The sequence below is a fragment of the Oscillibacter sp. genome (genome assembly GCF_028693505.1).
In the GTDB taxonomy this organism is placed as follows: domain Bacteria; phylum Bacillota; class Clostridia; order Oscillospirales; family Oscillospiraceae; genus Oscillibacter.
Genome location: NZ_JAQUVF010000028.1, coordinates 1 through 23,449, shown reverse-complemented (window position 1 = coordinate 23,449; position 23,449 = coordinate 1). Strand labels below are relative to the sequence as shown.

Annotated in this window: 22 protein-coding genes, 1 pseudogene and 2 riboswitches; of the genes and pseudogenes, 18 read left to right on the top strand and 5 right to left on the bottom strand. The window is 59.6% G+C overall.

Features of this window, described 5'->3' with window-relative positions:
- Nucleotides 1-25 precede the first annotated feature (25 nt).
- Together PHI30_RS08755 and PHI30_RS08750 are read right to left on the bottom strand one after the other, a co-directional pair.
- The gene (locus PHI30_RS08755; protein ID WP_300026689.1) at nucleotides 26-208 is read right to left on the bottom strand and encodes a ferredoxin; all 183 of its coding nucleotides are present in this window, start codon (nucleotides 206-208) and stop codon (nucleotides 26-28) included.
- 13 nt (nucleotides 209-221) lie between these two features.
- Entirely contained in the window at nucleotides 222-944 is a 723-nt protein-coding gene (locus PHI30_RS08750) for an ATP-binding protein (protein WP_300026687.1), read from the bottom strand.
- A gap of 132 nt (nucleotides 945-1,076) precedes the next feature.
- On the opposite strand from PHI30_RS08750, the gene fliB reads away from it, so the two are divergent.
- Nucleotides 1,077-2,102: a flagellin lysine-N-methylase gene (gene fliB, locus PHI30_RS08745; protein WP_300026684.1), complete on the top strand. Its 1,026-nt coding sequence runs from the start codon at nucleotides 1,077-1,079 to the stop codon at nucleotides 2,100-2,102.
- A gap of 511 nt (nucleotides 2,103-2,613) precedes the next feature.
- Here the strand turns inward: fliB and gap are convergent.
- A complete protein-coding gene (gene gap / locus PHI30_RS08740; protein WP_300026680.1) occupies nucleotides 2,614-3,627 on the bottom strand; it encodes a type I glyceraldehyde-3-phosphate dehydrogenase in 1,014 nt (337 codons plus the stop codon).
- A 301-nt stretch (nucleotides 3,628-3,928) separates the two neighbouring features.
- Here gap and PHI30_RS08735 point away from each other — a divergent pair, with 301 nt between their 5' ends.
- Together PHI30_RS08735 and PHI30_RS08730 are read left to right on the top strand one after the other, a co-directional pair.
- The gene (locus tag PHI30_RS08735) at nucleotides 3,929-4,945 is read left to right on the top strand and encodes a LacI family DNA-binding transcriptional regulator (RefSeq protein WP_300026677.1); all 1,017 of its coding nucleotides are present in this window, start codon (nucleotides 3,929-3,931) and stop codon (nucleotides 4,943-4,945) included.
- A 150-nt stretch (nucleotides 4,946-5,095) separates the two neighbouring features.
- A complete protein-coding gene (locus tag PHI30_RS08730) occupies nucleotides 5,096-6,265 on the top strand; it encodes a MalY/PatB family protein (RefSeq protein ID WP_300026675.1) in 1,170 nt (389 codons plus the stop codon).
- Nucleotides 6,266-6,404: 139 nt separating this feature from the next.
- Here PHI30_RS08730 and PHI30_RS08725 read toward each other — a convergent pair whose 3' ends face one another.
- On the bottom strand, nucleotides 6,405-7,220 hold the full coding sequence (locus tag PHI30_RS08725; protein WP_300026672.1) for a carbon-nitrogen hydrolase family protein: 816 nt from the start codon (nucleotides 7,218-7,220) through the stop codon (nucleotides 6,405-6,407).
- A gap of 300 nt (nucleotides 7,221-7,520) precedes the next feature.
- Here PHI30_RS08725 and PHI30_RS08720 point away from each other — a divergent pair, with 300 nt between their 5' ends.
- The 6 genes from PHI30_RS08720 (at nucleotide 7,521) to PHI30_RS08695 (ending at nucleotide 15,356) form a co-directional block, all read left to right on the top strand.
- The gene (locus tag PHI30_RS08720) at nucleotides 7,521-10,103 is read left to right on the top strand and encodes a cation-translocating P-type ATPase (protein ID WP_300026669.1); all 2,583 of its coding nucleotides are present in this window, start codon (nucleotides 7,521-7,523) and stop codon (nucleotides 10,101-10,103) included.
- Between the two features lie 127 nt (nucleotides 10,104-10,230).
- Nucleotides 10,231-10,698 carry an 8-oxo-dGTP diphosphatase gene (locus PHI30_RS08715; protein WP_300026667.1) on the top strand — a complete coding sequence of 156 codons (468 nt, stop codon included), beginning with the start codon at nucleotides 10,231-10,233 and terminating at the stop codon, nucleotides 10,696-10,698.
- A 60-nt stretch (nucleotides 10,699-10,758) separates the two neighbouring features.
- Nucleotides 10,759-11,133 carry a DUF3783 domain-containing protein gene (locus PHI30_RS08710; protein ID WP_300026665.1) on the top strand — a complete coding sequence of 125 codons (375 nt, stop codon included), beginning with the start codon at nucleotides 10,759-10,761 and terminating at the stop codon, nucleotides 11,131-11,133.
- Between the two features lie 10 nt (nucleotides 11,134-11,143).
- Complete coding sequence (locus tag PHI30_RS08705) at nucleotides 11,144-11,572, top strand: DUF523 domain-containing protein (protein WP_300026660.1); 429 nt, start codon at nucleotides 11,144-11,146, stop codon at nucleotides 11,570-11,572.
- 256 nt (nucleotides 11,573-11,828) lie between these two features.
- The gene (locus PHI30_RS08700; RefSeq protein WP_300026657.1) at nucleotides 11,829-13,238 is read left to right on the top strand and encodes a uracil-xanthine permease family protein; all 1,410 of its coding nucleotides are present in this window, start codon (nucleotides 11,829-11,831) and stop codon (nucleotides 13,236-13,238) included.
- Nucleotides 13,239-13,356: 118 nt separating this feature from the next.
- A riboswitch (Lysine riboswitch) is annotated at nucleotides 13,357-13,533 on the top strand.
- 68 nt (nucleotides 13,534-13,601) lie between these two features.
- Nucleotides 13,602-15,356 (top strand): Na+/H+ antiporter NhaC family protein, encoded by a 1,755-nt coding sequence (locus PHI30_RS08695; RefSeq protein ID WP_300026655.1) that lies wholly within the window; start codon nucleotides 13,602-13,604, stop codon nucleotides 15,354-15,356.
- A gap of 95 nt (nucleotides 15,357-15,451) precedes the next feature.
- On the opposite strand, the gene PHI30_RS08690 is transcribed toward PHI30_RS08695, so the two are convergent.
- Entirely contained in the window at nucleotides 15,452-16,651 is a 1,200-nt protein-coding gene (locus tag PHI30_RS08690; RefSeq protein ID WP_300026652.1) for a BTAD domain-containing putative transcriptional regulator, read from the bottom strand.
- Nucleotides 16,652-16,877: 226 nt separating this feature from the next.
- Between PHI30_RS08690 and PHI30_RS08685 the strand changes: the two genes are divergently transcribed.
- The 9 genes and pseudogenes from PHI30_RS08685 to PHI30_RS08645 form a co-directional block, all read left to right on the top strand.
- Nucleotides 16,878-17,858, top strand: a complete 981-nt coding sequence (locus tag PHI30_RS08685; protein WP_300026650.1) for a transglutaminase family protein — start codon at nucleotides 16,878-16,880, stop codon at nucleotides 17,856-17,858.
- A gap of 94 nt (nucleotides 17,859-17,952) precedes the next feature.
- Nucleotides 17,953-18,999 carry a type II secretion system F family protein gene (locus tag PHI30_RS08680; protein WP_300026647.1) on the top strand — a complete coding sequence of 349 codons (1,047 nt, stop codon included), beginning with the start codon at nucleotides 17,953-17,955 and terminating at the stop codon, nucleotides 18,997-18,999.
- A gap of 4 nt (nucleotides 19,000-19,003) precedes the next feature.
- Nucleotides 19,004-19,324 carry a hypothetical protein gene (locus PHI30_RS08675; protein WP_300026644.1) on the top strand — a complete coding sequence of 107 codons (321 nt, stop codon included), beginning with the start codon at nucleotides 19,004-19,006 and terminating at the stop codon, nucleotides 19,322-19,324.
- A complete protein-coding gene (locus PHI30_RS08670; RefSeq protein WP_300026641.1) occupies nucleotides 19,321-19,869 on the top strand; it encodes a DUF4860 domain-containing protein in 549 nt (182 codons plus the stop codon). Before PHI30_RS08675 ends, PHI30_RS08670 begins: the two co-directional genes overlap by 4 nt.
- Complete coding sequence (locus PHI30_RS08665) at nucleotides 19,866-20,294, top strand: hypothetical protein (protein WP_300026638.1); 429 nt, start codon at nucleotides 19,866-19,868, stop codon at nucleotides 20,292-20,294. The genes PHI30_RS08670 and PHI30_RS08665 overlap by 4 nt, the downstream gene beginning before the upstream one ends.
- Nucleotides 20,287-20,703: a hypothetical protein gene (locus PHI30_RS08660; protein ID WP_300026635.1), complete on the top strand. Its 417-nt coding sequence runs from the start codon at nucleotides 20,287-20,289 to the stop codon at nucleotides 20,701-20,703. The genes PHI30_RS08665 and PHI30_RS08660 overlap by 8 nt, the downstream gene beginning before the upstream one ends.
- Before the next feature lie 13 nt (nucleotides 20,704-20,716).
- Nucleotides 20,717-21,778, top strand: a complete 1,062-nt coding sequence (locus tag PHI30_RS08655; protein ID WP_300026632.1) for a type IV pilus twitching motility protein PilT — start codon at nucleotides 20,717-20,719, stop codon at nucleotides 21,776-21,778.
- 374 nt (nucleotides 21,779-22,152) lie between these two features.
- Complete coding sequence (locus PHI30_RS08650; RefSeq protein ID WP_300026630.1) at nucleotides 22,153-22,458, top strand: hypothetical protein; 306 nt, start codon at nucleotides 22,153-22,155, stop codon at nucleotides 22,456-22,458.
- A gap of 52 nt (nucleotides 22,459-22,510) precedes the next feature.
- Nucleotides 22,511-22,594: riboswitch (cyclic di-GMP riboswitch) on the top strand.
- A 43-nt stretch (nucleotides 22,595-22,637) separates the two neighbouring features.
- Nucleotides 22,638-23,449, top strand: a pseudogene (locus tag PHI30_RS08645) (hypothetical protein); the annotation flags it as partial.

Sequence of the window (23,449 nt, the reverse complement as noted above, 5' to 3'; positions counted from 1 at the left end):
CTTTTGGCGGAGCCTGGTTTTTTATTTAGTCGTCCAGACTGATGGCGCTGACGGGGCAGCCGTCCCGGGCCTCCTGGGCGCTTTCAAGCAGTTCGTCGCCAAAGTCGCCGCCGTGGGCGAGACCGTCGTCTCCCATGGTGAACACTTCCGGACAGGTACCGGCACACAGGCCGCAGCCGATGCAGTTTTCGTTGACCGTTGCTTTCATAAAATGACCTCCATCATTCCTCTAAAATATTTCCATCCCGGCCCAGTGTCACCACTTGCCAGGGAATGAACTTGCCGCTTTGCCGCAGGGCGGTCTCCGCGGCCCGCTGCAGCCCGCCGCAGCAGGGAACCTCCATGCGCACGATGGTGACCTCCCGGATGTCGTTCCGGCGGAGGATCTCCGTCAGCTTTTCCGCGTAGTCCCCCTCGTCCAGCTTGGGACAACCGATCATGGTGATGCGGTTTCTCATGAACCGCCGGTGGAAATCCGCCCGGGAAAAGGCGGTGCAGTCCGCCGCGATCAGCAGCCGGGCGTTTTGGTAGAAGGGCGCCTCCACAGGCAGAAGTTTTAGCTGCACGGGCCACTGTGCAAGCATGGAAACCGGACCGTCGGTGGGGGCGACAGCTGCCTCGCCGCTGTGGCGAAGGGACTGACTCCGGCTGCCGGGACAGCCGCCAGCGCAAGGACTGCCGCCCCCAGCCACACTGACGGGCCGAGAACTTTCGGCGGCTCTAGAAACCGCCGCCTCGTCAAAGGGGGCCGCCTCCCGCTCCACAAATTGAATGGCCCCGGTGGGGCAGACTGGCAGGCAGTTTCCAAGTCCGTCGCAGTAATCATCCCGCAGCAGCGCCGCCTTGCCGTCCACCATACCGATGGCCCCTTCCTGACAGGCTGCGGCGCAGGCTCCGCACCCGTTGCACAAGTCCCGATTGATCTCTATGATTTTTCGCACCATTCTAGTGTGCCTCCTTTTTTTCATTTCAGTCGTTTTGCATTTGCTTTGTGAGATACAGTATTGTACAATACCATAAAAAAAGATGTTGTTCTTACAACAAAAGAAAAAGAAAAATGAGAGGAGAGGAATGCCGTGCTGATTCGGACCCCCGATTATGAAAGCACGTTCCGCTGTCTGGCGGGAGCGTGTCCCCACACCTGCTGCGCCGGATGGGAGGTGGTGGTGGACGAGGAGACCGCCCGATGCTACGAAACCGTTCCGGGAGCGCTTGGCGAAAAGCTGCGGGGCGCTTTGCGGCGGGACGAAGAGGGCGACGCCTGCTTTCTCCTGGACGGCGGGCGGTGCCCCTTTCTGGACCGGGACAATCTCTGCGAGATTCACCGGACCCTCGGCGAGGCGGCTACCAGCGTCACCTGCCGGGAGCATCCTCGGTTTATCGAGGAGTACGGCCCCTTCCGGGAGATCACCTTTTCCGCCTCCTGCCCCGCGGCAAACGCGCTGCTGCTGGGCAGCAATGAGCCGCTGCGGTTCCGGGAGACGGAGACAGGGGAGGCGAAGGAGCCGGGGGACCCGTGGCTTTCGTGGCTGGCGCCCCTGCGGGAGAGTCTGCTGGACCTGCTGCGATGGCGGCGCTATCCGCTCAAGCGTCGGCTGGCGGCGTTTTTGCACTGTGCCGCCCGGGCGCAGACGCTGCTGGAGGAGGAGCGGCCGGAGCAATTGCCAACGCTCACGGAGAACATGGCGGTGTGGGCGGAGGAGCCGATTCCGGCGATGCCTGCGCTGTTCCCCGCGGGGCTTCGTTTTCTGGGGACGCTGGAAATTTTGGAACCGGACTGGCCGGAGATTTTAAAAGCGGCGGAGCGCACACCGTCGGTTTCCGTGCCGGAAGCGCTGCTGGAACGGATCGCGGTTTATTTTGCGTTCCGGTACCTTCTCAAAGCGGTCAACGACGGGGATTTCCTCTCCAGAGCGCAGCTCTGCGTCTTTGCGGTGGCGTGCGTGGAGCGGCTCTCGGCGGTGTGTCCGTTGGAGGAGGCCCTGCGCCGCTTCAGCTGCGAGATCGAGCACAGCGAGGAGAATCTGGAAGCGCTGCTGTCCGCTTTTCGCCGGGAGGAGGCGCTTTCCTGGACGGCGCTTTTGCGGCAGGGGGGCGATTGACCCGCCGCTTTGTGCGTTTTGCTATGACGCAGCAAATTTTTTTGTTGAAAATGTGAAAATTGCATAAATGTAGTTGACAAATACAAGAAAGCGTTGTACATTATAGACACAGGAAAGGAGTGAGTCCCATGGGCTAGGAAAGCTCAGAGATTCCCAAGACCTGACCCCGGCACCGTTCGAGTTCGGAAAAATCCCACGTAACCCCGGAACGACCCCCAAAGACGAAACACACTCACTATGATGAGCCGCACGAGAGCGTTTCAAGCAGACGTCTGCGTGTCCCGATGTTTTATGGATTGGCAGCAACCAGAGTTACAAACTGAAAAAGACCAAGGCACTCGAACGGAAATACAGGAAAGCACGAGGTATTGACTATTGGACAATCCAATCAGCGAGTGAACCCCCCATTCGTCACTGGAGCGAATGGGGGGTTGTGCTGTGTATAAGCGGTTTTGACTGCTTTGATAAAAAAAGGCCCGGGCCAAAGCCCGGACCTTTTCTGTTTGGAAACTTACTTGTGATCGACGGAGGACATATAGCGGATGAGGTCCACCATCTTGCTGGAGTAACCGCACTCGTTGTCGTACCAGGAAACGACCTTGACGAAGGTGTCCGTCAGGGCAATGCCGGCGGTGGCGTCAAAGATGGAGGTGCGGGGATCGCCCAGGAAGTCGGAGGAGACGATGGGCTCGTCGGTGTAGCCCAGAACGCCCTTGAGTTCGCCCTCGGAGGCATCCTTCATGGCCTTGCAGATTTCCTCGTAGGTGGCGGGCTTTTCCAGATTGACCGTCAAATCCACCACGGACACGTCCAGCGTGGGGACCCGCATGCTCATGCCGGTCAGCTTGCCGTTCAGGGCGGGAATGACCTTGCCCACGGCCTTGGCCGCGCCGGTGGAGGAGGGGATGATGTTGGCAGTGGCCGCCCGGCCGCCGCGCCAATCCTTCATGGAAGCGCCGTCCAGCAGCTTCTGGGTGGGGGTGACGGAGTGGACGGTGGTCATCAATCCGTCCTTAATGCCAAACTTCTCCTCCAAAACCTTGGCGATGGGCGCCAGGCAGTTGGTGGTGCAGGAGGCGTTGGAGACAAAGGTCATGTCGGAGGTGTAATTCCGGTTGTTCACGCCCATGACGAACATGGGGGTGTCGTCCTTGGAGGGGGCGCCCATGACCACGTGCTTGGCGCCGGCGTCGATATGACCCTGGCACTTTTCCTTGGTCAGATGCTGACCGGTGGACTCCACGATATAATCGGCGCCAACCTTGGCCCAGGGGATGTTAGCCACTTCCTTCTCCGCGAACACGGAGACCTTGTGACCATTGACGATCAAAGCGCCTTCCTCATAGGAGATCTCCCCGGGGAAGCGGCCGTGCATGGTGTCGTAGCGCAGCATGTAGGCCATGTAGTCGGGGGACATGAAAGGATCGTTCAGCGCAACGACCTCAACATCGTCACGGGTGATTGCGTCGCGAAAAACAAGACGGCCGATACGGCCAAAACCATTGATGCCAATACGGGTTTTCATAGTCAAAATAGACTCCTTTCCAATACATGGAGTGCAAAACACTCCACCAAAAACGTTTACGTAAACGTTTCAGTTTTCTTCTCAGCTGTATCCTATCACAGGGTAAACGATTTTGCAACTGTCATTTCAAATAACATTTGAAATATGAAATTGTGGGATTTTGATAAAAAATGGGGAGAACCTCCGACTCTTCTGACGAAATACCGCGAAAAGGCCTTGACGAATCCAGGGAAACTGTCATATACTGTCTGTGCAAATGATTACGCAAAAGAGAACATTTTTGCGCAAAGGACGGGCGAATATGAAAGTGACCATCAGTGATGTGGCCCGGATGGCAGGTGTCTCCACGGCCACCGTTTCCCATACGATTAATAATACCCGCTATGTTTCGGGCGAGACGAAGGAAAAGGTATATCAGGCGATTGCGGAGCTGGGCTACACGCCGGACGCCTCTGCCCGCAGCTTCCGCACCGGAAAGAAAAAAACCATCGGCTTCATTGTGCCGGACATCTCCAACAAGTTTTTCGGCACCATGATCGAGTCCGTGGAAAACTATCTCTCCGGCTGTGGGTATCATTTGATTATTGCCAATACCAAAGAGGATATGGAGCGGGAGGAGACCAACATCCGCCTTTTGACCACGGGATTGGTGGACGGACTTCTGGTGGCCAGCACCATGGAGGAGTTTGACCGCTTCGACCACCTGATCCCCGCGGGATTTCCGGTGGTACTGGTGGACCGCACCTTTGAAACGAAAAAATACTCCTCCGTCTGTGTTTCCAACTTCCAGCCCATTTACCGCAGCGTCTGCCGTCTGGCAGGCAAGGGGGACCAGCGCATCGGCATCATCGGCGGGCTGCCCCGTCTTTCTTCGACCAAGGAGCGCATCTCCGCCTATCAGCAGGCGGCGGCGGACTGCGGACTGGTGCAGGATGCGTCGCTGATCCGCTATGGCGATTCCATGGAGAACAGCGCCCGGACGTGTCTGGACGAGCTGCTGGAGCAAAACTGCGACGCCGTGATCGTGTGTCAGGGCCTGATGGCCTCGGAGACCGTCATTTACCTGCACAAAAAGGGCATTCAGCTGGCAAAGGACATTGACCTTGTGAGCTTCGTGGACTACGATTCTAATTTCTATCAGCTCTACGCCAATCAGATGGACTGCATTGTCCAGCCGGTGGAGGAGCTGGGGGAAGCCGCCGGCGAGCAGATTCTCAAGCGGGTGGAGGACCCGGAGGCGCCCATTTTTGAAAAGGTGCTCACCTCCGCGTACCGTCCTTATAATATCCCGAATTCCTGGTCTCATTCCGACCGGTAAATAGACGCCCGGCGCCCCACGGCGCCGGGCGTATCGTTTCGTTTTTCTTGACAAACGCCGCCCGAAACGCCATGATGGAACCGAAATGATATCCACTGGACAAACCCACGCTGCCAAGCAGACATTACATATAAAGAAGGAGCGCTCACGATGGAGTATAATTTTGACAGAGTGATCGACCGCGCCGGAAACCACGCCGCAAAATACGACGAGCGGATAAAAAAATTCGGCACGGACGACGTGATCCCCCTTTGGATCGCGGATATGGACTTTCAGACCGCGCAGCCCATCATTGACGCCCTGACCGCCCGGGCAAAAGAGGGCATCTGGGGCTATACCGCCCGGCTGGAGAGCTACTTTGCCGCCATTCGGGCGTGGCAGGAGCGGCGCAACGGCTGGAAGATCGACCAGAGCCTAATGAGCTGGAGCCTTGGCGTGGTGCAGACCATTTCCGCCATGGTGAAGCTCTTCACGCCGGAGGGCGGGAGCGTTTTGATCCAGACGCCGGTCTATTCGGAATTTTACGACATGGCGGAAGCGTGGAACCGCAACGTGCTGGAAAACCCCTTTGTGGAGCGGGACGGAACGTGGAGCGTGGATTGGGCGGACTTTGAAGAAAAGCTCAAGAGCGCGGACCTCTTTTTGCTGTGCAGCCCTCACAATCCGCTGGGCATCGTCTGGACGCCGGAGGAGCTTACCCGGATGGCGGAGCTTTGCATGAAATACCATGTGCCCATGTTCTCCGACGAGATCCACTCCGATCTGGTGTTCCACGGAAAGAAGCATACGCCGGTGGCGTCGTTGTCCCCAGAGATTGCCGCCTATGTGACCACCGGCATCTCCGGCACCAAAACCTTCAATCTGGCGGGCTTGCAGGCAAGCGCCGTGGTGTTTCCCAACCGGCATATGAAGCGCGTTTTTGACCAGTACTGGCAGTGCATGGATATCCACCGCAACAACGCGTTTTCCCTCACCGCCATGGAGGCGGCCTTTACCGGGGGAGAGGAGTGGCTCAGCCAGCTCCTGCCCTATCTCAGCGCCAACTTTGATTTTGTAACGGATTACTGCAAAAAGTATATTCCGGAAATCAAGACCTATGCGCCGGACGCCACCTATCTCATGTGGCTGGACTGCCGGGGGCTGGGGATGGACAACGGGCAGCTCCACGACTTCATGATCCAAAAGGCAAAGCTGGGACTCAACGACGGCTGCTCCTTTGGGCGGAGTCTCGCGGGGTTCATGCGGCTCAACGCCGCCTGCCCCAGAAGCGTGCTGGAAAAGGCCATGGGACAGCTGGAAGCGGCAGTGAAAGCACGGTAAAGAAGGATAAAAGGCGGGAGCGCTGCCCCACTGAGGGGACGGCGCTCCCGCCTTGTTTTATTTTTTTCATAATCCGCCGCCGAGGCGCGTAAAGACCCAAAGCCGGCTTGCCGGGGCGGCAGAAGAAAGCCCCGGCGGTTTACGCTTCCGTCAGCGTGTAGAGGTCCGTCCGCCGGGCGGAGAGAATGGGCAGCTGCCGGCGCACTTCCTCCACACGCGCAAGGTTTAGCTCGGCGTACAGCGTGGCGTCCTCGCCCCCGGCCCGGCAAAGCACGCTGCCCCACGGGTCCGCCGCCAGGGAGTTGCCGTAGGCCACATATCCGGCACGCTCGTCTCTTGCCGGAGACACGCCCACGGTGAAGCATTGGTTATCCACCGCCCGCTGGCGCAGCAGCAGCTCCCAGTGGGCGGGGCCGGTGGTCATGTTGAAGGCCGCCGGCGCAAACAGGACCTTGGCGCCCCGCAGACACATCAGGCGGCTGAGCTCCTCAAAGCGCAGGTCGAAGCACACGCACAGCCCCATGACGCCAAATTCCGTTTCAAACGTGGTGATGGCATCGCCGGGGGAGAGGGCGTCCGACTCCCGAAAGCACTGTCCGCCCGCCACCTGAATGTCAAAGAGGTGGACCTTTCGGTGCTTTGCCAGCGGCTCGCCCCGGCGGCCGTATACATAGCTGGTGTTGTAGACCTTTCCGTCCGCAAGCTCCGGCAAAGAGCCGCCCACCACATAGATGCCGCTTTCCGCAGCCACTGCGGAAAGCGCGCGCTGGGCGGGGCCGTCCTCCGTTTCGCCGTAGAGACGAAAACAGTCGTTTTGATAGGGGCAGCAAAACATCTCCGGCAGCACGGCGATCTGCGCGCCGTCGCTGGCGGCCTCACGCACCCGGCGGCAGGCCGCTTCAATATTTTCCGATTTGTCCGCCGTCACCGGCATCTGAATCAAAGCAATTCGCATGGAGCATCCCCCCTGTTGCAAACAGTATAGCATGGCGTCCGCCGGTCCGCAATCGAAAAAGCGCAGGGAGCCTCTTGGTTCCTTAGCGAAATCTGTATGGAATAAGAGATTGACAGAAGGGCAGACTCTGTGATATATTGCCCGGTAGAAAAGGGAGTAGCTGGCACAGAAATGTGTATCCGCGGGCGTCAGTACGAGCTTCGGCTCCGCTACGGGTTGGAACGGCGAGACTTTTGTATCAATGCAGGGCATTGACGCAAAAGCCTCGCTTTTTTTGCGTGCTGCCGGAAGGAGAATAGTATGAAAACGGAAAAGAAAATTTGGCAAAAGGGACGCGTGGAACTGTTTCGGGATCTGAAGTGCAAGGAGGACGGCCTCAGCGGGGAAGAGGCGGCGGGACGGCTGGAAACGTACGGCCCCAACGAGCTGCGGGGCGGGGAGCAAAAAAGCACGCTGCGCATTTTTCTGGAGCAGTTCGCGGACTTTCTGGTGGTCATTTTGATTCTGGCCGCGGCGGTATCCGCTGTGCTGGGCGACGTGGAGAGTACCATCGTCATTTTGGCGGTCATCACCATGAACGCCATTCTGGGAACGGTGCAGACGGTCAAGGCCGCCGCGTCCTTAGACAGCCTGAAAAAGATGTCCGCACCCACGGCAAAGGTGGTGCGGGATGGGCACGTTCTCCAGATTCCGGGACGGGAAGTGGTGCCCGGCGACGTGGCGGTGCTGGAAGCCGGCGATTTTGTGTGCGCCGACGGGCGGGTGCTGGAGTGCGCCAGCTTGAAGTGCGCGGAGAGCGCCCTCACCGGCGAGAGCCTGCCGGTGGAGAAAGAGGACGGCGACATTTTTGGAGACGTGCCGCTGGGCGACCGGAAAAACATGGTCTTTTCCGGCAGCTTTGTCACCTATGGCCGGGCAAAGTTTTTGGTGACGTCCACCGGCATGGAAACGGAAATGGGCAAGATCGCCACCCTGCTCAAGAGCACGGAGGAGAAGAAAACGCCCCTTCAGGTGAGCCTTGACCAGTTTGGCCGAAAGCTCTCCATCGGTATTTTGTGCATTTGCGCCGTGCTGTTTGGGGTGAGCGTGTTTTTGCGCCATGAAAATGTGATGAACGCCTTCCTCTTCGCCGTGGCGCTGGCCGTGGCGGCAATCCCGGAGGCGCTGAGCTCCATTGTCACCATCGTCCTCTCCTTCGGCACCCAGAAAATGGCCAAGGAGAATGCCGTCATCCGCAAGCTTCAGGCGGTGGAGGGTCTTGGCAGCGTGTCTGTGATCTCCTCCGACAAGACCGGCACCCTGACCCAGAACAAGATGACGGTGAAGAAGCTGTATACCGGCGGCAAAGTGATTTCCGCCCAGGAGGCAAACTTTGGCGACCCCATACAGGAGCCGCTCTTGCGGGCCGCCCTTTTGTGCAGCGACGCCACGGTGAATGAAAACGGCGAGGTGGGCGATCCCACAGAGACCGCGCTGGTCCGGCTGGGGGAGGATTACGGCATTGACGAGGAGGACACCCGCAGGCAGTGGCCCCGCCTGACGGAGATTCCCTTTGACTCTGACCGCAAGCTCATGTCCACGGTCCACCGTCTCTCTGGCGGACTAATGATGGTCACCAAGGGCGCTGTGGACGTGCTGCTGGAGCGGAGCATCATCTCGCCTGACGAGCGGGCGGCGGTGGAGCGGGTCAACGAGGCGTTCTCCAACGAGGGACTGCGGGTGCTGGCCTTTGGCTGCCGCACGGTGGAGCGCGCCGCTGTGGGACTGGAAGATGAGAGCGGCTTGACCTTCCTGGGCCTCATCGCCATGATGGACCCGCCCCGGGAGGAATCCAAAGCCGCCGTGGCGGAATGTGTTGCCGCCGGGATTCGGCCCATCATGATCACCGGCGACCATAAGATCACCGCCTCCGCCATTGCCCGGGAGATCGGCATCCTGACGCCGGACACGGAAGCGGTGGAGGGCGCTGTGATCGACGGCATGAGCGACGAGGAGCTGCGCGCGTTCGTGCCCGGCGTCTCCGTTTACGCCCGGGTGTCTCCGGAGCATAAGATTCGCATCGTCCGGGCCTGGCAGGACCGGGGCAATCTGGTGGCCATGACCGGCGACGGCGTGAACGACGCCCCGGCTTTGAAGCAGGCGGATATCGGCGTGGCCATGGGCGTCACCGGCACGGAGGTGGCCAAGGACGCCGCCGGCATGGTTCTTACGGACGATAACTTCGCCACCATCGTCAAGGCGGTGAAAAACGGACGCAACGTGTACGCCAACATCAAGCGGGCCATTCAGTTCCTCCTCTCCGGCAACGCGGCGGGAATTTTGACGGTGCTGTACGCTTCACTTCTGGGGTTGCCGGTGCCCTTCGCGGCGGTGCATCTGCTGTTCATCAATCTGCTGACGGACTCCCTGCCCGCCATCGCGCTGGGACTGGAGCCCCACACCGACGCCGTCATGGGGGAGAAGCCCCGCCCCCGCAGCGAGGGCATTCTCACACGAACGTTCCTTGTCAGCGTCGGGCTGGAGGGACTGGTGATCGCTGCCGCCACCATCGCCGCCTTCCATCTGGGCCTTACAAGCGGCGGCGCGGCCACGGGCAGCACCATGGCCTTTGCAACGCTTTGCCTCTCCCGGCTGTTCCACGGCTTCAACTGCAAATCCCGTCGGCCCATCCTACTCAAGCGCGCCTTTTGGAACAACAAGTTCCTGCTGGGCGCATTTGCCGTCGGCACGCTGCTTTTGGGCAGCGTCCTGCTGATCCCGGCGCTGGAGCCGCTCTTTCAGGTGGCGCCGCTTTCCATGGGACTGGTGGGCGCCGTGGCGGGCCTTTCCTTTGGCTCCATGCTGGTCATCCAGCTGCTCAAGGCGCTTCGCACCCGTAAATAATTGCGCAGAGAAAGCCCTTTGTCAAAAAAGCCAGCAGACTTTTTTGACAGTTTCAGCCCCGGCGAAAAGCCGGGGCTTTTCTTTTTGGAAAGATGCGGGTATAATAAGCAAAAAAAGGAGAGAATGCATGATCTACTCCACACTGTGCTATCTGGAGCGGGGCGGGGAATACCTGATGCTCCACCGGATCAAAAAGGAAAACGACCTCAACCGCGATAAGTGGATCGGCGTGGGCGGGAAGTTTGAAGAGGGGGAAAGCCCGGAGGACTGCATCCTCCGGGAGATACGGGAGGAAACCGGCTTAACGCTGACGGAGTATCGCTACCGGGGCCTTGTGACCTTTGTCTCCGATCAGGCGCCCACGGAATACATGCATCTGTTCACCGCCACCGGCTGGACCGGCACGCCCTGCCCCTGCGACGAGGGGGAGCTTGCGTGGATTGACAAGGGGGCGCTGGCGGCCCTGCCCATGTGGGAGGGCGACCGTATTTTTCTGCGGCTGCTGGATTCCGACGCACCCTTTTTTTCCTTAAAGCTGCGGTATGAGGGGGAGCATCTGGCGCTGGCGGTGCTGAACGGAAAGCAAATCGCGTGAAGGCGCGGGTTTGAAAATTTGAGAGCAGACGCGCCGCAAGGCGCAAAGAGGAGGAATTTTATGAACGGAACCGTACTGCTGTTTGGTTTCGATTCCCTGCTGCATATTCTGGCGCTGGAAGCCGCTGTGGGCCCGCTGGGGGCCACTGTGGTGCCGGTGGCCCGGGCAGATTACAACAAGACGCTGGCGGTGCTGGCGGGTCTGGACGCGGAGCCCGGCACAACGCAGCCCTTTGCCGGAGGGTCTCTTGGCGGACGGATGGTGGTGCTGTGCGGCCTTGAGGGAAAGCTGGACGCGCTGCTGCCGGCGCTGGCGAAAGCCGGCGCGGGGCCGGAGTGCTTAAAGGCGGTGCTGACGCCGTCCAACCGCAATTGGAACGCGGTGACCTTGTATGCTGAGCTGCTGCGGGAACATCAGGCGATGCAAAAGAAGTGAGGCGAAGCGCATGAGGATTTTGGTTTCCGCCTGCCTTTTGGGCGCTTGCTGCCGGTATGACGGCGCATCCAAGACTTATCCGTTGGCAGCGGCGCTGGCGGCGCGGCATGAGATCGTGCCGGTGTGCCCGGAGCAGCTGGGCGGCCTTCCCACGCCCAGACCGCCTGCGGAGCGGCGGGGGGACCGGGTGGTGACGCAGGTAGGCGACGTGACGGCGGCTTACCGCCGGGGGGCGGAGGAGACTTGGAAGCTTTGCCGGGCCCTTGGGTGCGAGGCGGCGGTTTTGAAGGAGCGCAGCCCCTCCTGCGGCGGGGGAATGATCTATGACGGAACGTTTCGCGGCGTGCTGACGCAGGGGGACGGCGTGACGGCGGAGCTGCTGCGCGCGCGGGGAATTCCGGTGTTTGGCGAGTCGCAAATAGAAGAGCTGCTGAAATGACGGGGGCCGCCCCGTCATTTTCGACAAATATCAAGGCTTTTTTTATCTATCGGTCATGAAAAAGCCACCTTGCAATACAAGGCCCCTTTCTGTATAATGAATCAAAATAATGAGAGGGGGAGACCATCATGCTGTTTGAAACGAAGAAAGCCAGCACAGGGACGGGCTCCTTATTTTCTTATTTTCTTTTTTAACCGGCCGGGGTGCCGGTGTTTTTTTTGCCTGTATGCGGAGGAGAATTGAGAGGAGAAATTTCATGAAAGAAACGAATTCCACCGTCGGCCAGCAGCCCATTCGGGACGCCAGGGCCCTGGGAATGCCCAAGATGCTGATCCTGGGGCTGCAGCACATGTTTGCCATGTTCGGCGCCACGGTGCTGGTGCCCATTTTGGTGAATACCTACGGACTGCCCCTGAACATCCAGACCACGCTGTTCTTTGCCGGAGTCGGCACGCTGTTTTTCCACGTCTGCACCAAGCTGAAGGTGCCTGCCTTCCTGGGGTCCTCCTTCGCCTTTTTGGGCGGATTTGCCGCCATGGGGTCTATGGACGCCGGTATTTACGCCGGCATGGACGGCGCGGAAAAGCTGCAATACGCCTGCGGCGGCATTGTGGTGGCGGGCCTTCTCTATGTGCTGCTGGCCCTCATCATCAAGCTGGTGGGCGTCCATAAGGTGATGCATTTTCTGCCCCCGGTGGTCACCGGCCCCATCATCATTCTGATCGGACTGAATCTGGCCCCCTCCGCCGTGAGCAACGCCTCCACCTGCTGGTGGCTGGCGCTGGTGGCCATGGGCATCATTATCGCTGCCAATATCTGGGGCAGGGGCATGGTGAAGATCATTCCCATCCTGCTGGGCGTGGTGGGGTCCTATGCGATCGCTGTCATCGGCAACGCCATGGGCGCAACCGTTATCACGGACGCGGCTTCCGGCGCCACCGGCCCCATGCTGAGCTTCGCCGCCATGGCGGAGGCGAACCTTTTCGGCTTCCAGCCCTTCATCACGAATTTCGGTGGCAGCGTTGCAAAGTTTGACGTTTCTGCCATCTTGGTCATGGCCCCCATTGCCATCGCCTCTATGATGGAGCACATCGGCGACATGTCCGCCATCTCCGCCACGGTGGGCGAGAACTTTATTGAAAATCCCGGCCTTCACCGGACTCTGGTGGGCGACGGTATCGCAACGGCCATGGCGGGCCTCTTCGGCGGCCCTGCCAACACTACCTACGGCGAAAATACCGGCGTGCTGGTGCTCTCCCGGGTCCACGATCCCCGGGTGATCCGGCTGGCCGCCATCTATGCGGTGGTATTGTCCTTCAGCCCCAAGTTCGCCGCCTTCGTGAACTCCATCCCCACCGCCATCATCGGCGGCGTCAGCTTCATCCTCTACGGCATGATCTCCGCCATTGGCGTGCGGAACGTGGTGGAGAATCAGGTGGACTTCACCAACAGCCGCAATCTCATCATTGCCGCCGTCATTCTGGTGTGCGGCCTGGGCTTCACCAGCGGGCTGACCTTCCAGCTGGGCAGCGCTTCCATCACGCTGACCAGTCTCGCCATTGCCGCCATCTCCGGCATCGTGCTCAACGCCATCCTGCCGGGCAACGACTTTGAGTTTGGCAAGACCGCGAATTCCGACGACGCCGGTTCTCTGGGCAAGTATTGATCTGCAAATGAGAAAAAGGGGATGCGGCTTTCGCTGCGCCCCCCCTTTTTTGGATATTTTACAAAAAAACGGGGAATTCGGTTGACTTTCCCCAAAAGTTTTATATAATGATTGAGCTAAGCATGATAGAGGCGCGGATGCCAAGAGTAGTTCTCCCCACATGGACAGGCTGCGGGGGAGGAGGAAAGGGACGTCCGCCGAGGTTGTGGACCCCAAGCCTGTGGGGGAAACGGCCGGGCTGCGGGAGAAGATGCCGCAGACTGTCGCCCCGGCGGGGCGGAGCGCTGTCGTGGTTCCATACGCTCTGTGCGTCGTATGAAGTCATGACTCTGTCATGACTTCATTTTTTTAGGAGAGAGAATCATGAAATTGCGGATGCGACGGATCTTGCCGCTGCTGGCAACGGTGCTGGTGCTGTGCGGAGCCATGGCCGGCACGGCGCTGGCGGCGGACCCTACGGACGAAAGCGGCACAAAAATGATCGAATGCCCCACCTGCGGTGGAAGCGGCGCGTGCATGGAGTGTTACGGACTGGATGCACTCTGCGAGAGCTGCGGCGGGACCAATGCCTGCGCCGATTGCGGCGGCAGCGGCTATGTGGAATCCCCCAGCCGGTTTTATAACACCCTCTGGTCCCTGCTTCCGCCGGTCATCGCCATTGCGCTGGCGCTCATCACAAAGGAAGTGTACAGCTCGTTGTTCATCGGCATTCTGGCGGGCGGCGCGCTGTATGCGAACTTTGCCTTTGAGGGCGCGGTGCTCCACGTCTTTCAGGACGGGATCGTCTCCGTGCTGTCCGACGGTTACAATGTGGGCATTTTGATCTTCCTCGTCATTCTGGGGGCCATGGTGTGCCTGATGAACAAGGCCGGCGGCTCCGCCGCCTTCGGCCGCTGGGCGCAGACCCACATCAAGACCCGGGTGGGCGCGCAGCTGGCCACCATTGTGCTGGGGTGCCTAATCTTCATTGACGACTATTTCAACTGCCTGACTGTGGGCAGTGTGATGCGGCCCATCACGGATAAGCACCGCATCTCCCGGGCCAAGCTGGCGTATTTGATCGACGCCACCGCTGCGCCGGTGTGCATCATCGCGCCCATCTCCTCCTGGGCTGCCGCCGTCGCCGCCTTTGCGGAGGAGGGGCAGGGATTGAGTCTCTTCATCCGGGCCATCCCCTTCAACTTCTACGCCATCTTGACGGTGGTGATGATGGTGGGCATGGCGCTGATGAAGGTGGAGTTTGGCCCCATGGCGATCTTTGAGAGCAATGCGGAGGAGACGGGCGATCTGTTCTCCGGCGCCAACCCCTATGCCGCCATGGATGAAGAAATGGAGGAGAATAAGGGCCGGGTTTTGGATCTGGTGCTGCCCATCGTGGTGCTGGTGATCTGCTGCGTTCTGGGCATGATCTACTCCGGCGGCTTCTTCGCCGGCGCGGGATTTGTGGAGGCATTCTCCAATTCCGACGCTTCCGTGGGACTGCTGCTGGGCTCTGCCTTCGCGCTGGTCTTTACATTGGTCTATTACAGCATCCGCCGCGCCATGTCCTTCCGGGATATGATGGGCTGCATTCCCGAGGGGTTCAAGGCCATGGTCCCCGCCATCATGATCTTGACCTTTGCGTGGAGCCTGAAAGCCATGACGGATTCTCTGGGCGCCAAGTATTTCGTCCGGGACTTCGTGTGGAACAACGCGGCGGGCGCGCAGATGTTTTTGCCGGCCATCGTGTTTGTCATCGGGTGTCTGCTGGCCTTTGCCACCGGCACCAGCTGGGGGACCTTCGGTATGCTGATCCCCATTGTGCAAAATGTGTTCCCCGTGGATCACCCGCTGGCCATCGTGTGCATTTCCGCCTGCATGGCGGGCGCTGTTTGCGGCGACCACTGCTCGCCCATTTCCGACACCACCATCATGGCTTCCGCCGGCGCCCAGTGCGACCATGTGAACCATGTTTCCACCCAGCTGCCCTATGCGTTTACCGCGGCGGCGGTGAGTTTTGTCTCCTATGTGGTGGCGGGATTCATTCCCAATGCGTTCATTGCGCTGCCGGTGGCGATTGTATTGATGCTCGCAACGCTTCTGGTCATCAAGCGCATCCATCGCAACAAGGCCGCCTGATGCCCCAGTGGGAAGCGGCGAAGCCCTTTCCCGGACCGGCGAATATTCAAATAAAAAAAGGACGCTCATTTCAGTGAAATGGGCGTCCTTTTTTGTTATACATTTGGGTCCAGAGCGTGCACGGAATGGTGCAGCTGCGCCGGAGAGTGGGGGTACTGGCGAGAGAAGGAGCGGACGATCCGCTGACAGACCTTGCAGCTGTTTTCGTAATTGGCCTGCCGGAGCAGCACGATGAATTGGGAGACGCTGCACCGGGCGGCAATATCACCTTTGCGCAGGTTGATGCATACAATGTCCTGCAGGTTTTCCATGGCCCGGTCCAGACTGCGCCGGGGAAGCTCCTGCCCCGCTTCACCGGAGAGGGAGAGCAGCGCGATATGGGCTGCTCTGCCGCTGCGGACGATGGCTCTGGCCTCGGAGTGATAGATCGCCCGGAAGGAGTCGTAATCACACAGCAGGGCGCCCTGAGAGGCTTCCGATTCCTGCAACTGGACCTGAATGGTGTCTATGGAAACGGCGCGGTCGTTGACAATGCGGACGGCATCCCGGTAAAGTGCGCGGGTCTCCTCCGCCGGCAAAATGCCAAAATCGGATAAAAGAAGGCTGCTCAGGTCCTCATAAACAGTTAAGACGCCCCGCTGGTCCCCGGTGGCCAGAAGATTACGCATCAGGCATTGATAAAGGGCTTCGTTGTAAGGCTCCCTGGCAATGGCGCTGCGGCAAAGGGACACTGCCTCGTCGGACAGATGGCGCGCCTCCAGCAAAAAGAGCGTTTCCAGCGCGGTTGAGACATAGAGATTGTGGAAATAGGCGGCGATGGGGACGACCCATGGCTCCGAGGAGAGCTTGGAGAGAAAATCTCCCTGATATAAGGCCAGCGCCTCCCGGTACTTTTCCAGACGCTCGGCGTCCTCTTCGGCGGCGCTGCCGGCTTTGCAAAGCGCCTCAAAGTCATCCACGTCCAGCGAAGTGGGAATCTCGGTGTTCCAGGCATAGTTGCCGTCCTTGCGGATAATCAGATCCTGACCGACGGAATTGCCCAGCTGATTGAGCATGGAGCGCACCCTGTGGAACATGGTCTTGAGCGCGTTGAGGGGATTGGAGCTGCCGCCTTCTTCGCCCCAAAGCAGATTCACCAAATCCTCCTGTGAGACGACGCGGTTGCGGCAGTAGATCATGTACGCCAAAAGCAGCCAGATCTTTCGGGACCGGTTGTCACTGCCGGTAACGGATGTATTGTCCAGAGTAATGGAAAATTCGCCCAACATCAACACCCGCGGATTGCCCGTCTCCATGCGCTTCCCCTCCCGTCCTGCAGAAACCGAGATATAATAGCTTATTGATAGTCACTATATCACAGGCGTTATTTTTTTGCAATGGAAAACAGACTTGGTTACGCAAGTCGATACAAAATGCGTAAAATTTTTAAAAAATACTTCCTTTTTTGAGGAAAGCTGTTATAATATAAAAAAGAACATACTGACGGACCCGGCGGATACGGAGGAGAGGAGGCAGAATGCGATGCCAAAGTTCTGGAAACGGCTGGCGCCGCTGCTGTTGGCAGTTTTGCTGCTGACCGGCTGCGGGAAAAATTCATCGACCCCGGCTGTGGAAATTTCCGGCGCGGAGACTGCCTCGTCGGAAGAGGTGGAGCTGGAGGAAGAGGCCGTCGCTTTGGCGGAGACTCCGGCGCTTTCCACCGAGTTGATGCCGGTGGCGTCGGGGACAAAGGTGAAATCCAACGAAAAAGCAAAAATTGACTATTCCAATATAGTCGACGGTTATGTCATGGTGCGCTATACCGCATCCACAGACAAGCGGCTGAAAACACAGGTGAAGGGTCCCACGACGACCTATACATATAATATTACCGCCGGGGAGAGCTGGACGACCTTCCCCCTGTCCGACGGAAACGGCAACTATCAGGTGACGGTCTATGAAAACGTCTCCGGCACCCGCTATGCATCGGTGCTCTCCCAGACCTTTACAGTGACGCTGAAGGATGAGTTTGCGCCCTTCCTGCGGCCAAACCAATATGTAAACTATGAGAATGCGCCCAATACCGTGGCCAAGGCCGCGGAGCTGGTGGCCAAAAAAGAAGAACCGCTGGACAAGGTGACGGCAGTCTACGACTTTGTGGTAAACAACATTACCTATGATACAAAACTGGCGGCCACGGTCCAAAGCGGATACCTGCCGGTGCTGGATACGGTGCTGGAAAAAAAGACGGGCATTTGCTTTGACTATGCCGCGCTGATGGCCGGCATGCTCCGCAGCCAGGGGGTGCCCTGCAAGCTGGTGGTGGGCTATGCCGGAAGCGCGTACCACGCCTGGATCAGCGTGTGGTCTGAGGAGACCGGATGGGTCGAGGGGGTCGTGTATTTTGACGGCACCACCTGGCAGCGGATGGACCCCACCTTTGCCTCCTCCGGAAAGGAAAGCCCGTCCGTTATGAAATACATCGGGGACGGGGCCAACTACACGGTGAAATATCTCTATTGAGAGAACCCCTTTACGAAACGGAAAGATTGGTTTAAAATAGGCTTGCAGGCTGTCTGCAAGCCTATTTTTTTAAATGAGATCGGGTGGAGCGCGTATGAAACAGAGTACCATGTCCTATATGGAGACCGCGGACCTGTGCCGGGAGCTGGCGCTGCTGCTTCACGCCGGCGTGAGCGTGGGGGACGGCATTGCGCTTTTGAGCGAGGAGGATCCCTCCGGCGCGTATCGGGAAATGCTGGAGACCATGGCCCGCCGGGTGGATGAAGGCGGCGCCCTTTCCGCCGCGCTGAAGGAGTCGGGCCGCTTTCCGGTGTATGTGCCCGGCCTCATCGAGGTTGGAGAGCGCTCCGGACGAACGGAAGAAGCGCTGGAGTCGCTGGGGCGCTATTATGAGACGCGGGAGCAGATGAGCCGCCGCATCCGCAGCGCGCTGCTGTATCCCTGCGTATTGATGGTTTTGATGCTGGTGGTGATCGTGGTGCTTTTGACCCGCGTGCTGCCGGTATTCAACGAGGTATATGCGTCCCTTGGCGGGCATCTGACCGGCGTTGCGGGGGGGCTGCTGACCCTTGGCGGGTGGCTGGATGCCGCCATGCCGGTTTTGTGTGTGCTTTTGGGACTTGCGGTGGCGTTTTTGTGGGCGTTTTCCGTCAGCGGCGCGTTTCGGGACCGTCTGGCGGCCCTCTGGCAGAAGCGGTGGGGGGACCGGGGCGTGTCCAGAAAGCTCAACGACGCCCAGTTTGCACAGGCCCTGTCCATGGGACTTGGCAGCGGGCTAAGGCTGGAGGAAGCCATGGAGCTGGCCGCCCGGCTTCTTGCGCAGGTACCCGCTGCCGTGAACCGGTGCGAGGCGTGCCGCGCCCAACTGGAGCAGGGGACGGACCTTGCCGGGGCAATGCGGGATACGGGCGTGCTGGCGCCGTCGGTGTGCCGCCTGCTGGCGCTGGGTGTCCGGGGCGGCAGGGCGGACACGGTGATGGAGGAGATTGCCCGCCGCCTTTCCCGAGATGCCGATCAGGCCGTGGAGAACCGCGTGGCGCAGGTGGAACCCGCCCTCGTTCTGGTCAGCTCCATTCTGGTGGGGGCGATTCTGCTCTCCGTGATGCTGCCGCTCATGAACATCATGACGGCCATTGGGTGAGCGAATGAAAAGACATGGATGGGGGCTTGGAAAGCTGGACGGCCTCTTGGCTCCTGCGGCGGGAGCGCTGGCGCTGCTGTGCTTTTTGACTGCGCTTTCCAATCTGACCGCCGGCCGGGACGACAAGGGCAAGCAGCAGCTGGAAGATGCGCTCCGCCGGGCCGCGGTGGCCTGCTACGCCGCCGAGGGCGTTTATCCGCCGGAGCTTTCCTATCTGGAGGAGCGCTACGGCGTTCAGGTGGATGCGGAGCGATTCACGGTTACTTATGACATTTTTGGATCGAACCTGATGCCGGACATCACGGTTCTGGAAAATAAGCCATGATTGGACGAGTGAAAAAATCACAGATGGACGGGCTGCTGGCCCTGCTGGTGCTGAGCGTGTTTGCCGTGTGCATCCTCGCGGTGCTTTTGACAGGGGCGGACACTTATGGGCGCCTGAAGCAGCGGGATGAGGCGTCTTACGACCGCCGCACCGCCGCCCAGTATCTTGCCACCAAGGTCCGTCAGGCGGACGCGGACGGCGGCGTGGCCATGGTCACGTCCTTTGACGGCGAAATGCCGGTAAACGGCGTGGGCATGTGGCCCACCGGGGGCGATACCCTCTTTTTAGAGGAAATCATCGACGGCGCGCCCTATTATACCCGGGTCTATTATTACGACGGCTATCTCCGGGAGCTGTTTAGTGACGCCGCCGCGGAGATGGCCCCGGAGGACGGGGAAAAAATTCTGGAGGCCCGGGGACTGACCTTTGACTGGACCCCCACCGGGGCCCCGGGAAGCCTTTTGACGGCGGAAGTGACGGATGCAGACGGCGGCGTGGAACGCGTGGTGCTGTCCCTGCGCAGCGGAAGGGAGGGGGTGTCATGAGAAGCAAAGCGCCCCTGGCGCTCATGGAGCAGCTGGTCATGGTGCTGGTGTTTGCCCTGGCGGCGGCACTTTGCATGCAGGTGTTTGCCCTCTCGGACCGTATCTCCCGCCAAAACGAGACCATGGATCGGGCGCTGCTGGAAGCGCAGAACGCGGCGGAAATTCTGAAAAATGACCATGGAGACTATGAAAAAGCCGCCCGGGAATGGGGCGGAGAGTGGAACGGAGCGATGTGGGGCCTTTCCTGGGACGCGAGCTGGACCCCCGTCGCAGCAAGCGCTGCGCCTGCCTACCATATGCTGGTGACCCCGGCAGAGGGGGGCAATGCGCTGCTGGGAGCGGCGGATGTGACGATCTACACGGCGGACGGCGCGCTGCTTTGCACGCTGCCAGTGGGATGGCAGGAGGTGGACGGCAATGGGTGAGAGGACCTCCTCCCCCGCTGTGGGCGGCAGCTCGCTGCTGGTCATCTTCGCGGTGCTGTGCCTGAGCGTGTTTGCGCTGCTGGGGCTTTCCACCGTGCAGGCGGACGGGCGGCTGGCGGACGCTTCCCACGAGGCGGTGGCGGCCTACTATGCGGCGGACGCGCAGGCCGAGCGCATACTTGCCCAGCTTCGTGGGGGCGAGGTACCCGACGGCGTTTCCGTGGATCAGGACCTCTACTCCTATACCTGCCCGATTTCCGACACGCAGGTTTTGAACGTCGAGGTGCGGGTAAAGGGAACGGACTATACCGTTTTGCGCTGGCAGGCATCGTCCGCCGCCGATTGGCAGCCGGAGACCACACTGGACCTGTGGGACGGAGATCCCGTGACGGATCTGGGACCATCATAAGGAGGAAGCAATCATGGCGGACTTGTTGGAGTATTTGAAACGGGCGGTGGAGGACCGGGCTTCGGACCTCTTTTTGGTGGCCGGCGGTCCGGTGAGCGAGAAGGTGGAGGGCCATCTGTATCCCATCAGCGCGGAAAAGATGTTTCCCGCGGAGACGGAGCGGCTGATCTCCGGGATCTACGAGCTGGCAAGCCGCCCGATGGACCGGTACCGCGCCACCGGAGACGACGATTTTTCCTTTGCCGTTTCGGGGCTGGCCCGGTTCCGGGTGAATGCGTACCGCCAGCGGGGGTCCCTGGCGGCGGTGGTCCGGGTGGTGGCGTTTGACATCCCGGACTGGCAAAGCCTCCGCATTCCTTCGGCGGTGATGGACCTTGCCGACACGGCCCACGGCATGGTGCTGGTCACCGGAACCGCCGGCAGCGGAAAATCCACCACCCAGGCCTGCATCATCGACCGCATCAACCGCACCCGGGAAGCGCACATCATCACGCTGGAGGACCCCATCGAGTTCCTCCACCGGGACTGCAAAAGCATTGTCAGCCAGCGGGAGATCGCCATTGACACGGAGGATTACCTCTCCGCGCTGCGGGCCTGTTTGCGGCAGGCGCCGGATGTGATTTTGCTGGGGGAGATGCGGGACCACGAGACCATCCGCACCGCCATGACGGCGGCGGAGACCGGGCATTTGCTGATTGCGACCCTCCATACCAGAGGGGTGGTCAACACCATCGACCGGGTGATCGACGCCTTTCCGCCGGCCCAGCAGGCACAGATTCGAGTCCAGCTGAGCATGGTGCTGCGCACGGTGGTCTCCCAGCAGCTGCTGCCGGATAAAAACGGCGGTTTGGTCCCGGCCATAGAGATCATGCACGTGAACCCCGCTATCCGCAGCATGATCCGGGACAGCAAAAATCACCAGATCGACAATACCGTCTCCGCCGGCGGCGGTGAGGGCATGATCTCCATGGACCAGTCCATTCTCGCGCTGTATCAGGCGGGTACGATCACGCTGGAGACCGCATTGAACTATGCGGAAAATCCGGAGCAGCTTCGCCGCCGCATAGCAAACTGAATGAAAAGCGCAACGCGCCGTTCGACAAGAGGTCGGACGGCGCGTTACATTTTTAAAACAGGCGCTCCGTTTTGGTTGATTTGTGTAATATTTACAAAAATGTACCCCTTAAAATTGAGCAATATTTTCTTTTAATTTGAAGGAAGAAATGGAAAATGTAACCGGGGCTGTAACCGGTGGATGGTATACTGCCATCATAGATAAAACAGAAGGGGGGTATTCCCTGAATGCAAAGCAGCGTGTACGGCAATGAATATCGGACGACCATGGTGTGTATGGATAGCTGTCGGGACGGTGTGCTGGTGGGCAGAATGTACAATCCGTATCTGCCAAACGGAGACACATTTAAAAGCCTGATAGAATTTCTCCGGAAGATGGAGAATTTACTGGATGCCATGCAGTTTCCACAATCCTTCACTGCGCTGCGGGCTTTTTCGCCGCCGCCTTCCATGGTGAGAAAACCGACGGATCTGCAAGTCCAGGAAGGAGCGTGCGCCACCTTTGCGGTACGGGTACTCTTCCGACAAAACGCCAGCTGGCAAGGATCGGTTACCTGGCTGGAAGGCAACCGGGAAGAGAGCTTTCGCAGCGTACTGGAGCTTGTCCTGCTGCTGGACAGCGCATTGAACACGGCGGCAAAAGAAGAGAATCAACAGCCTTCCCCGTCATGCGAGGCGTGACAAGAGCATCAGAGAAAAACCCAACGCGGCGGGCGCCGCCCATAATCCGAAACGACTGAACCAGCAAACCGGTGGGAAACCCCGGGACGCAAAGCAAGGGGGCTAAAGCGAAAGCTATGCCGGCCCGGTTGCCAATACGTCGGAATTCAAATGTTCGAGTATGAAAGGAGCAACAAATCATGGCAAACACGAGAAAGAGAATGATGGCGCTGTTTATGGCATTTGTCATGTGCTTTAGCCTACTGCCGATCAGCGCATTGGCAGGAGACGAAAACATCGTAGAGGTGTATGTCGGTGAGACAAAGACTCTCCCCGGCGTCACAAAAAGCGCCAAGGAGGGCGATACCTGGTCCGTCAAGAACGAGGACATCGTCTCTGTGGAGGACGGAATGGTCACTGGCCTTGCGGTCGGAGAGGCCATTGTGACCCATACGTATTTTGTTGAAAAAGAGACCGCCGGCAACGGTGGTAACAGCGGCGCAACGACTCCCGTCGAGGAGCCCAGCGTTCCTTCCGAGGAGCCCGGCGTTCCTTCCGAGGAACCCAGCGTTCCTTCCAAGGAACCCAGCGTTCCTTCCGAGGAGCCCAGCGTTCCTTCCGAGGAGCCCAGCGTTCCTTCCGAGGAGCCCAGTGTTCCTTCCGAGGAGCCCAGCACTCCCGTGGAGGAGCCCAGCACTCCTGTCGAGGAGCCCAGCACTCCTGTGGAGCAGCCCAGCACTCCCGTCGAGCAGCCCAGCGCTCCCGTGGAGGAGCCCAGCGCTCCCGCAACGGTTCCCAGCGTGGGCAGCGGTATGCTGAGCGGCCTGCTGGTATTCAATGATCCCGCCGAGGAGTCCGGCACTCCTTCCGAGGAGCCCAGTGCTCCTTCCGAGGAGCCCAGTGCTCCTTCCGAGGAGCCCAGTGCTCCTTCCGAGGAGCCCAGTGCTCCTTCCGAGGAGCCCAGTGCCCCCGCCGAGCAGCCCAGCACTCCTTCCGAGGAGCCCAGCGCCCC

What these genes read in the sequence shown, in the direction of transcription:
- PHI30_RS08705 (WP_300026660.1), top strand. Translation starts at nt 11,144, where the DNA reads ATGAGGATTTTGGTTTCCGCCTGCCTTTTGGGCGCTTGCTGCCGGTAT.
- PHI30_RS08715 (WP_300026667.1), top strand. Translation starts at nt 10,231, where the DNA reads ATGATCTACTCCACACTGTGCTATCTGGAGCGGGGCGGGGAATACCTG.
- PHI30_RS08655 (WP_300026632.1), top strand. Translation starts at nt 20,717, where the DNA reads ATGGCGGACTTGTTGGAGTATTTGAAACGGGCGGTGGAGGACCGGGCT.
- PHI30_RS08670 (WP_300026641.1), top strand. Translation starts at nt 19,321, where the DNA reads ATGATTGGACGAGTGAAAAAATCACAGATGGACGGGCTGCTGGCCCTG.
- PHI30_RS08755 (WP_300026689.1), bottom strand. Translation starts at nt 208, where the DNA reads ATGAAAGCAACGGTCAACGAAAACTGCATCGGCTGCGGCCTGTGTGCC.
- PHI30_RS08725 (WP_300026672.1), bottom strand. Translation starts at nt 7,220, where the DNA reads ATGCGAATTGCTTTGATTCAGATGCCGGTGACGGCGGACAAATCGGAA.
- PHI30_RS08710 (WP_300026665.1), top strand. Translation starts at nt 10,759, where the DNA reads ATGAACGGAACCGTACTGCTGTTTGGTTTCGATTCCCTGCTGCATATT.
- PHI30_RS08700 (WP_300026657.1), top strand. Translation starts at nt 11,829, where the DNA reads ATGAAAGAAACGAATTCCACCGTCGGCCAGCAGCCCATTCGGGACGCC.
- PHI30_RS08750 (WP_300026687.1), bottom strand. Translation starts at nt 944, where the DNA reads ATGGTGCGAAAAATCATAGAGATCAATCGGGACTTGTGCAACGGGTGC.
- PHI30_RS08680 (WP_300026647.1), top strand. Translation starts at nt 17,953, where the DNA reads ATGAAACAGAGTACCATGTCCTATATGGAGACCGCGGACCTGTGCCGG.
- PHI30_RS08660 (WP_300026635.1), top strand. Translation starts at nt 20,287, where the DNA reads ATGGGTGAGAGGACCTCCTCCCCCGCTGTGGGCGGCAGCTCGCTGCTG.
- PHI30_RS08690 (WP_300026652.1), bottom strand. Translation starts at nt 16,651, where the DNA reads ATGGAGACGGGCAATCCGCGGGTGTTGATGTTGGGCGAATTTTCCATT.
- PHI30_RS08720 (WP_300026669.1), top strand. Translation starts at nt 7,521, where the DNA reads ATGAAAACGGAAAAGAAAATTTGGCAAAAGGGACGCGTGGAACTGTTT.
- gap (WP_300026680.1), bottom strand. Translation starts at nt 3,627, where the DNA reads ATGAAAACCCGTATTGGCATCAATGGTTTTGGCCGTATCGGCCGTCTT.
- PHI30_RS08735 (WP_300026677.1), top strand. Translation starts at nt 3,929, where the DNA reads ATGAAAGTGACCATCAGTGATGTGGCCCGGATGGCAGGTGTCTCCACG.
- PHI30_RS08685 (WP_300026650.1), top strand. Translation starts at nt 16,878, where the DNA reads ATGCCAAAGTTCTGGAAACGGCTGGCGCCGCTGCTGTTGGCAGTTTTG.
- PHI30_RS08695 (WP_300026655.1), top strand. Translation starts at nt 13,602, where the DNA reads ATGAAATTGCGGATGCGACGGATCTTGCCGCTGCTGGCAACGGTGCTG.
- PHI30_RS08730 (WP_300026675.1), top strand. Translation starts at nt 5,096, where the DNA reads ATGGAGTATAATTTTGACAGAGTGATCGACCGCGCCGGAAACCACGCC.
- PHI30_RS08650 (WP_300026630.1), top strand. Translation starts at nt 22,153, where the DNA reads ATGGAGAATTTACTGGATGCCATGCAGTTTCCACAATCCTTCACTGCG.
- PHI30_RS08675 (WP_300026644.1), top strand. Translation starts at nt 19,004, where the DNA reads ATGAAAAGACATGGATGGGGGCTTGGAAAGCTGGACGGCCTCTTGGCT.
- PHI30_RS08665 (WP_300026638.1), top strand. Translation starts at nt 19,866, where the DNA reads ATGAGAAGCAAAGCGCCCCTGGCGCTCATGGAGCAGCTGGTCATGGTG.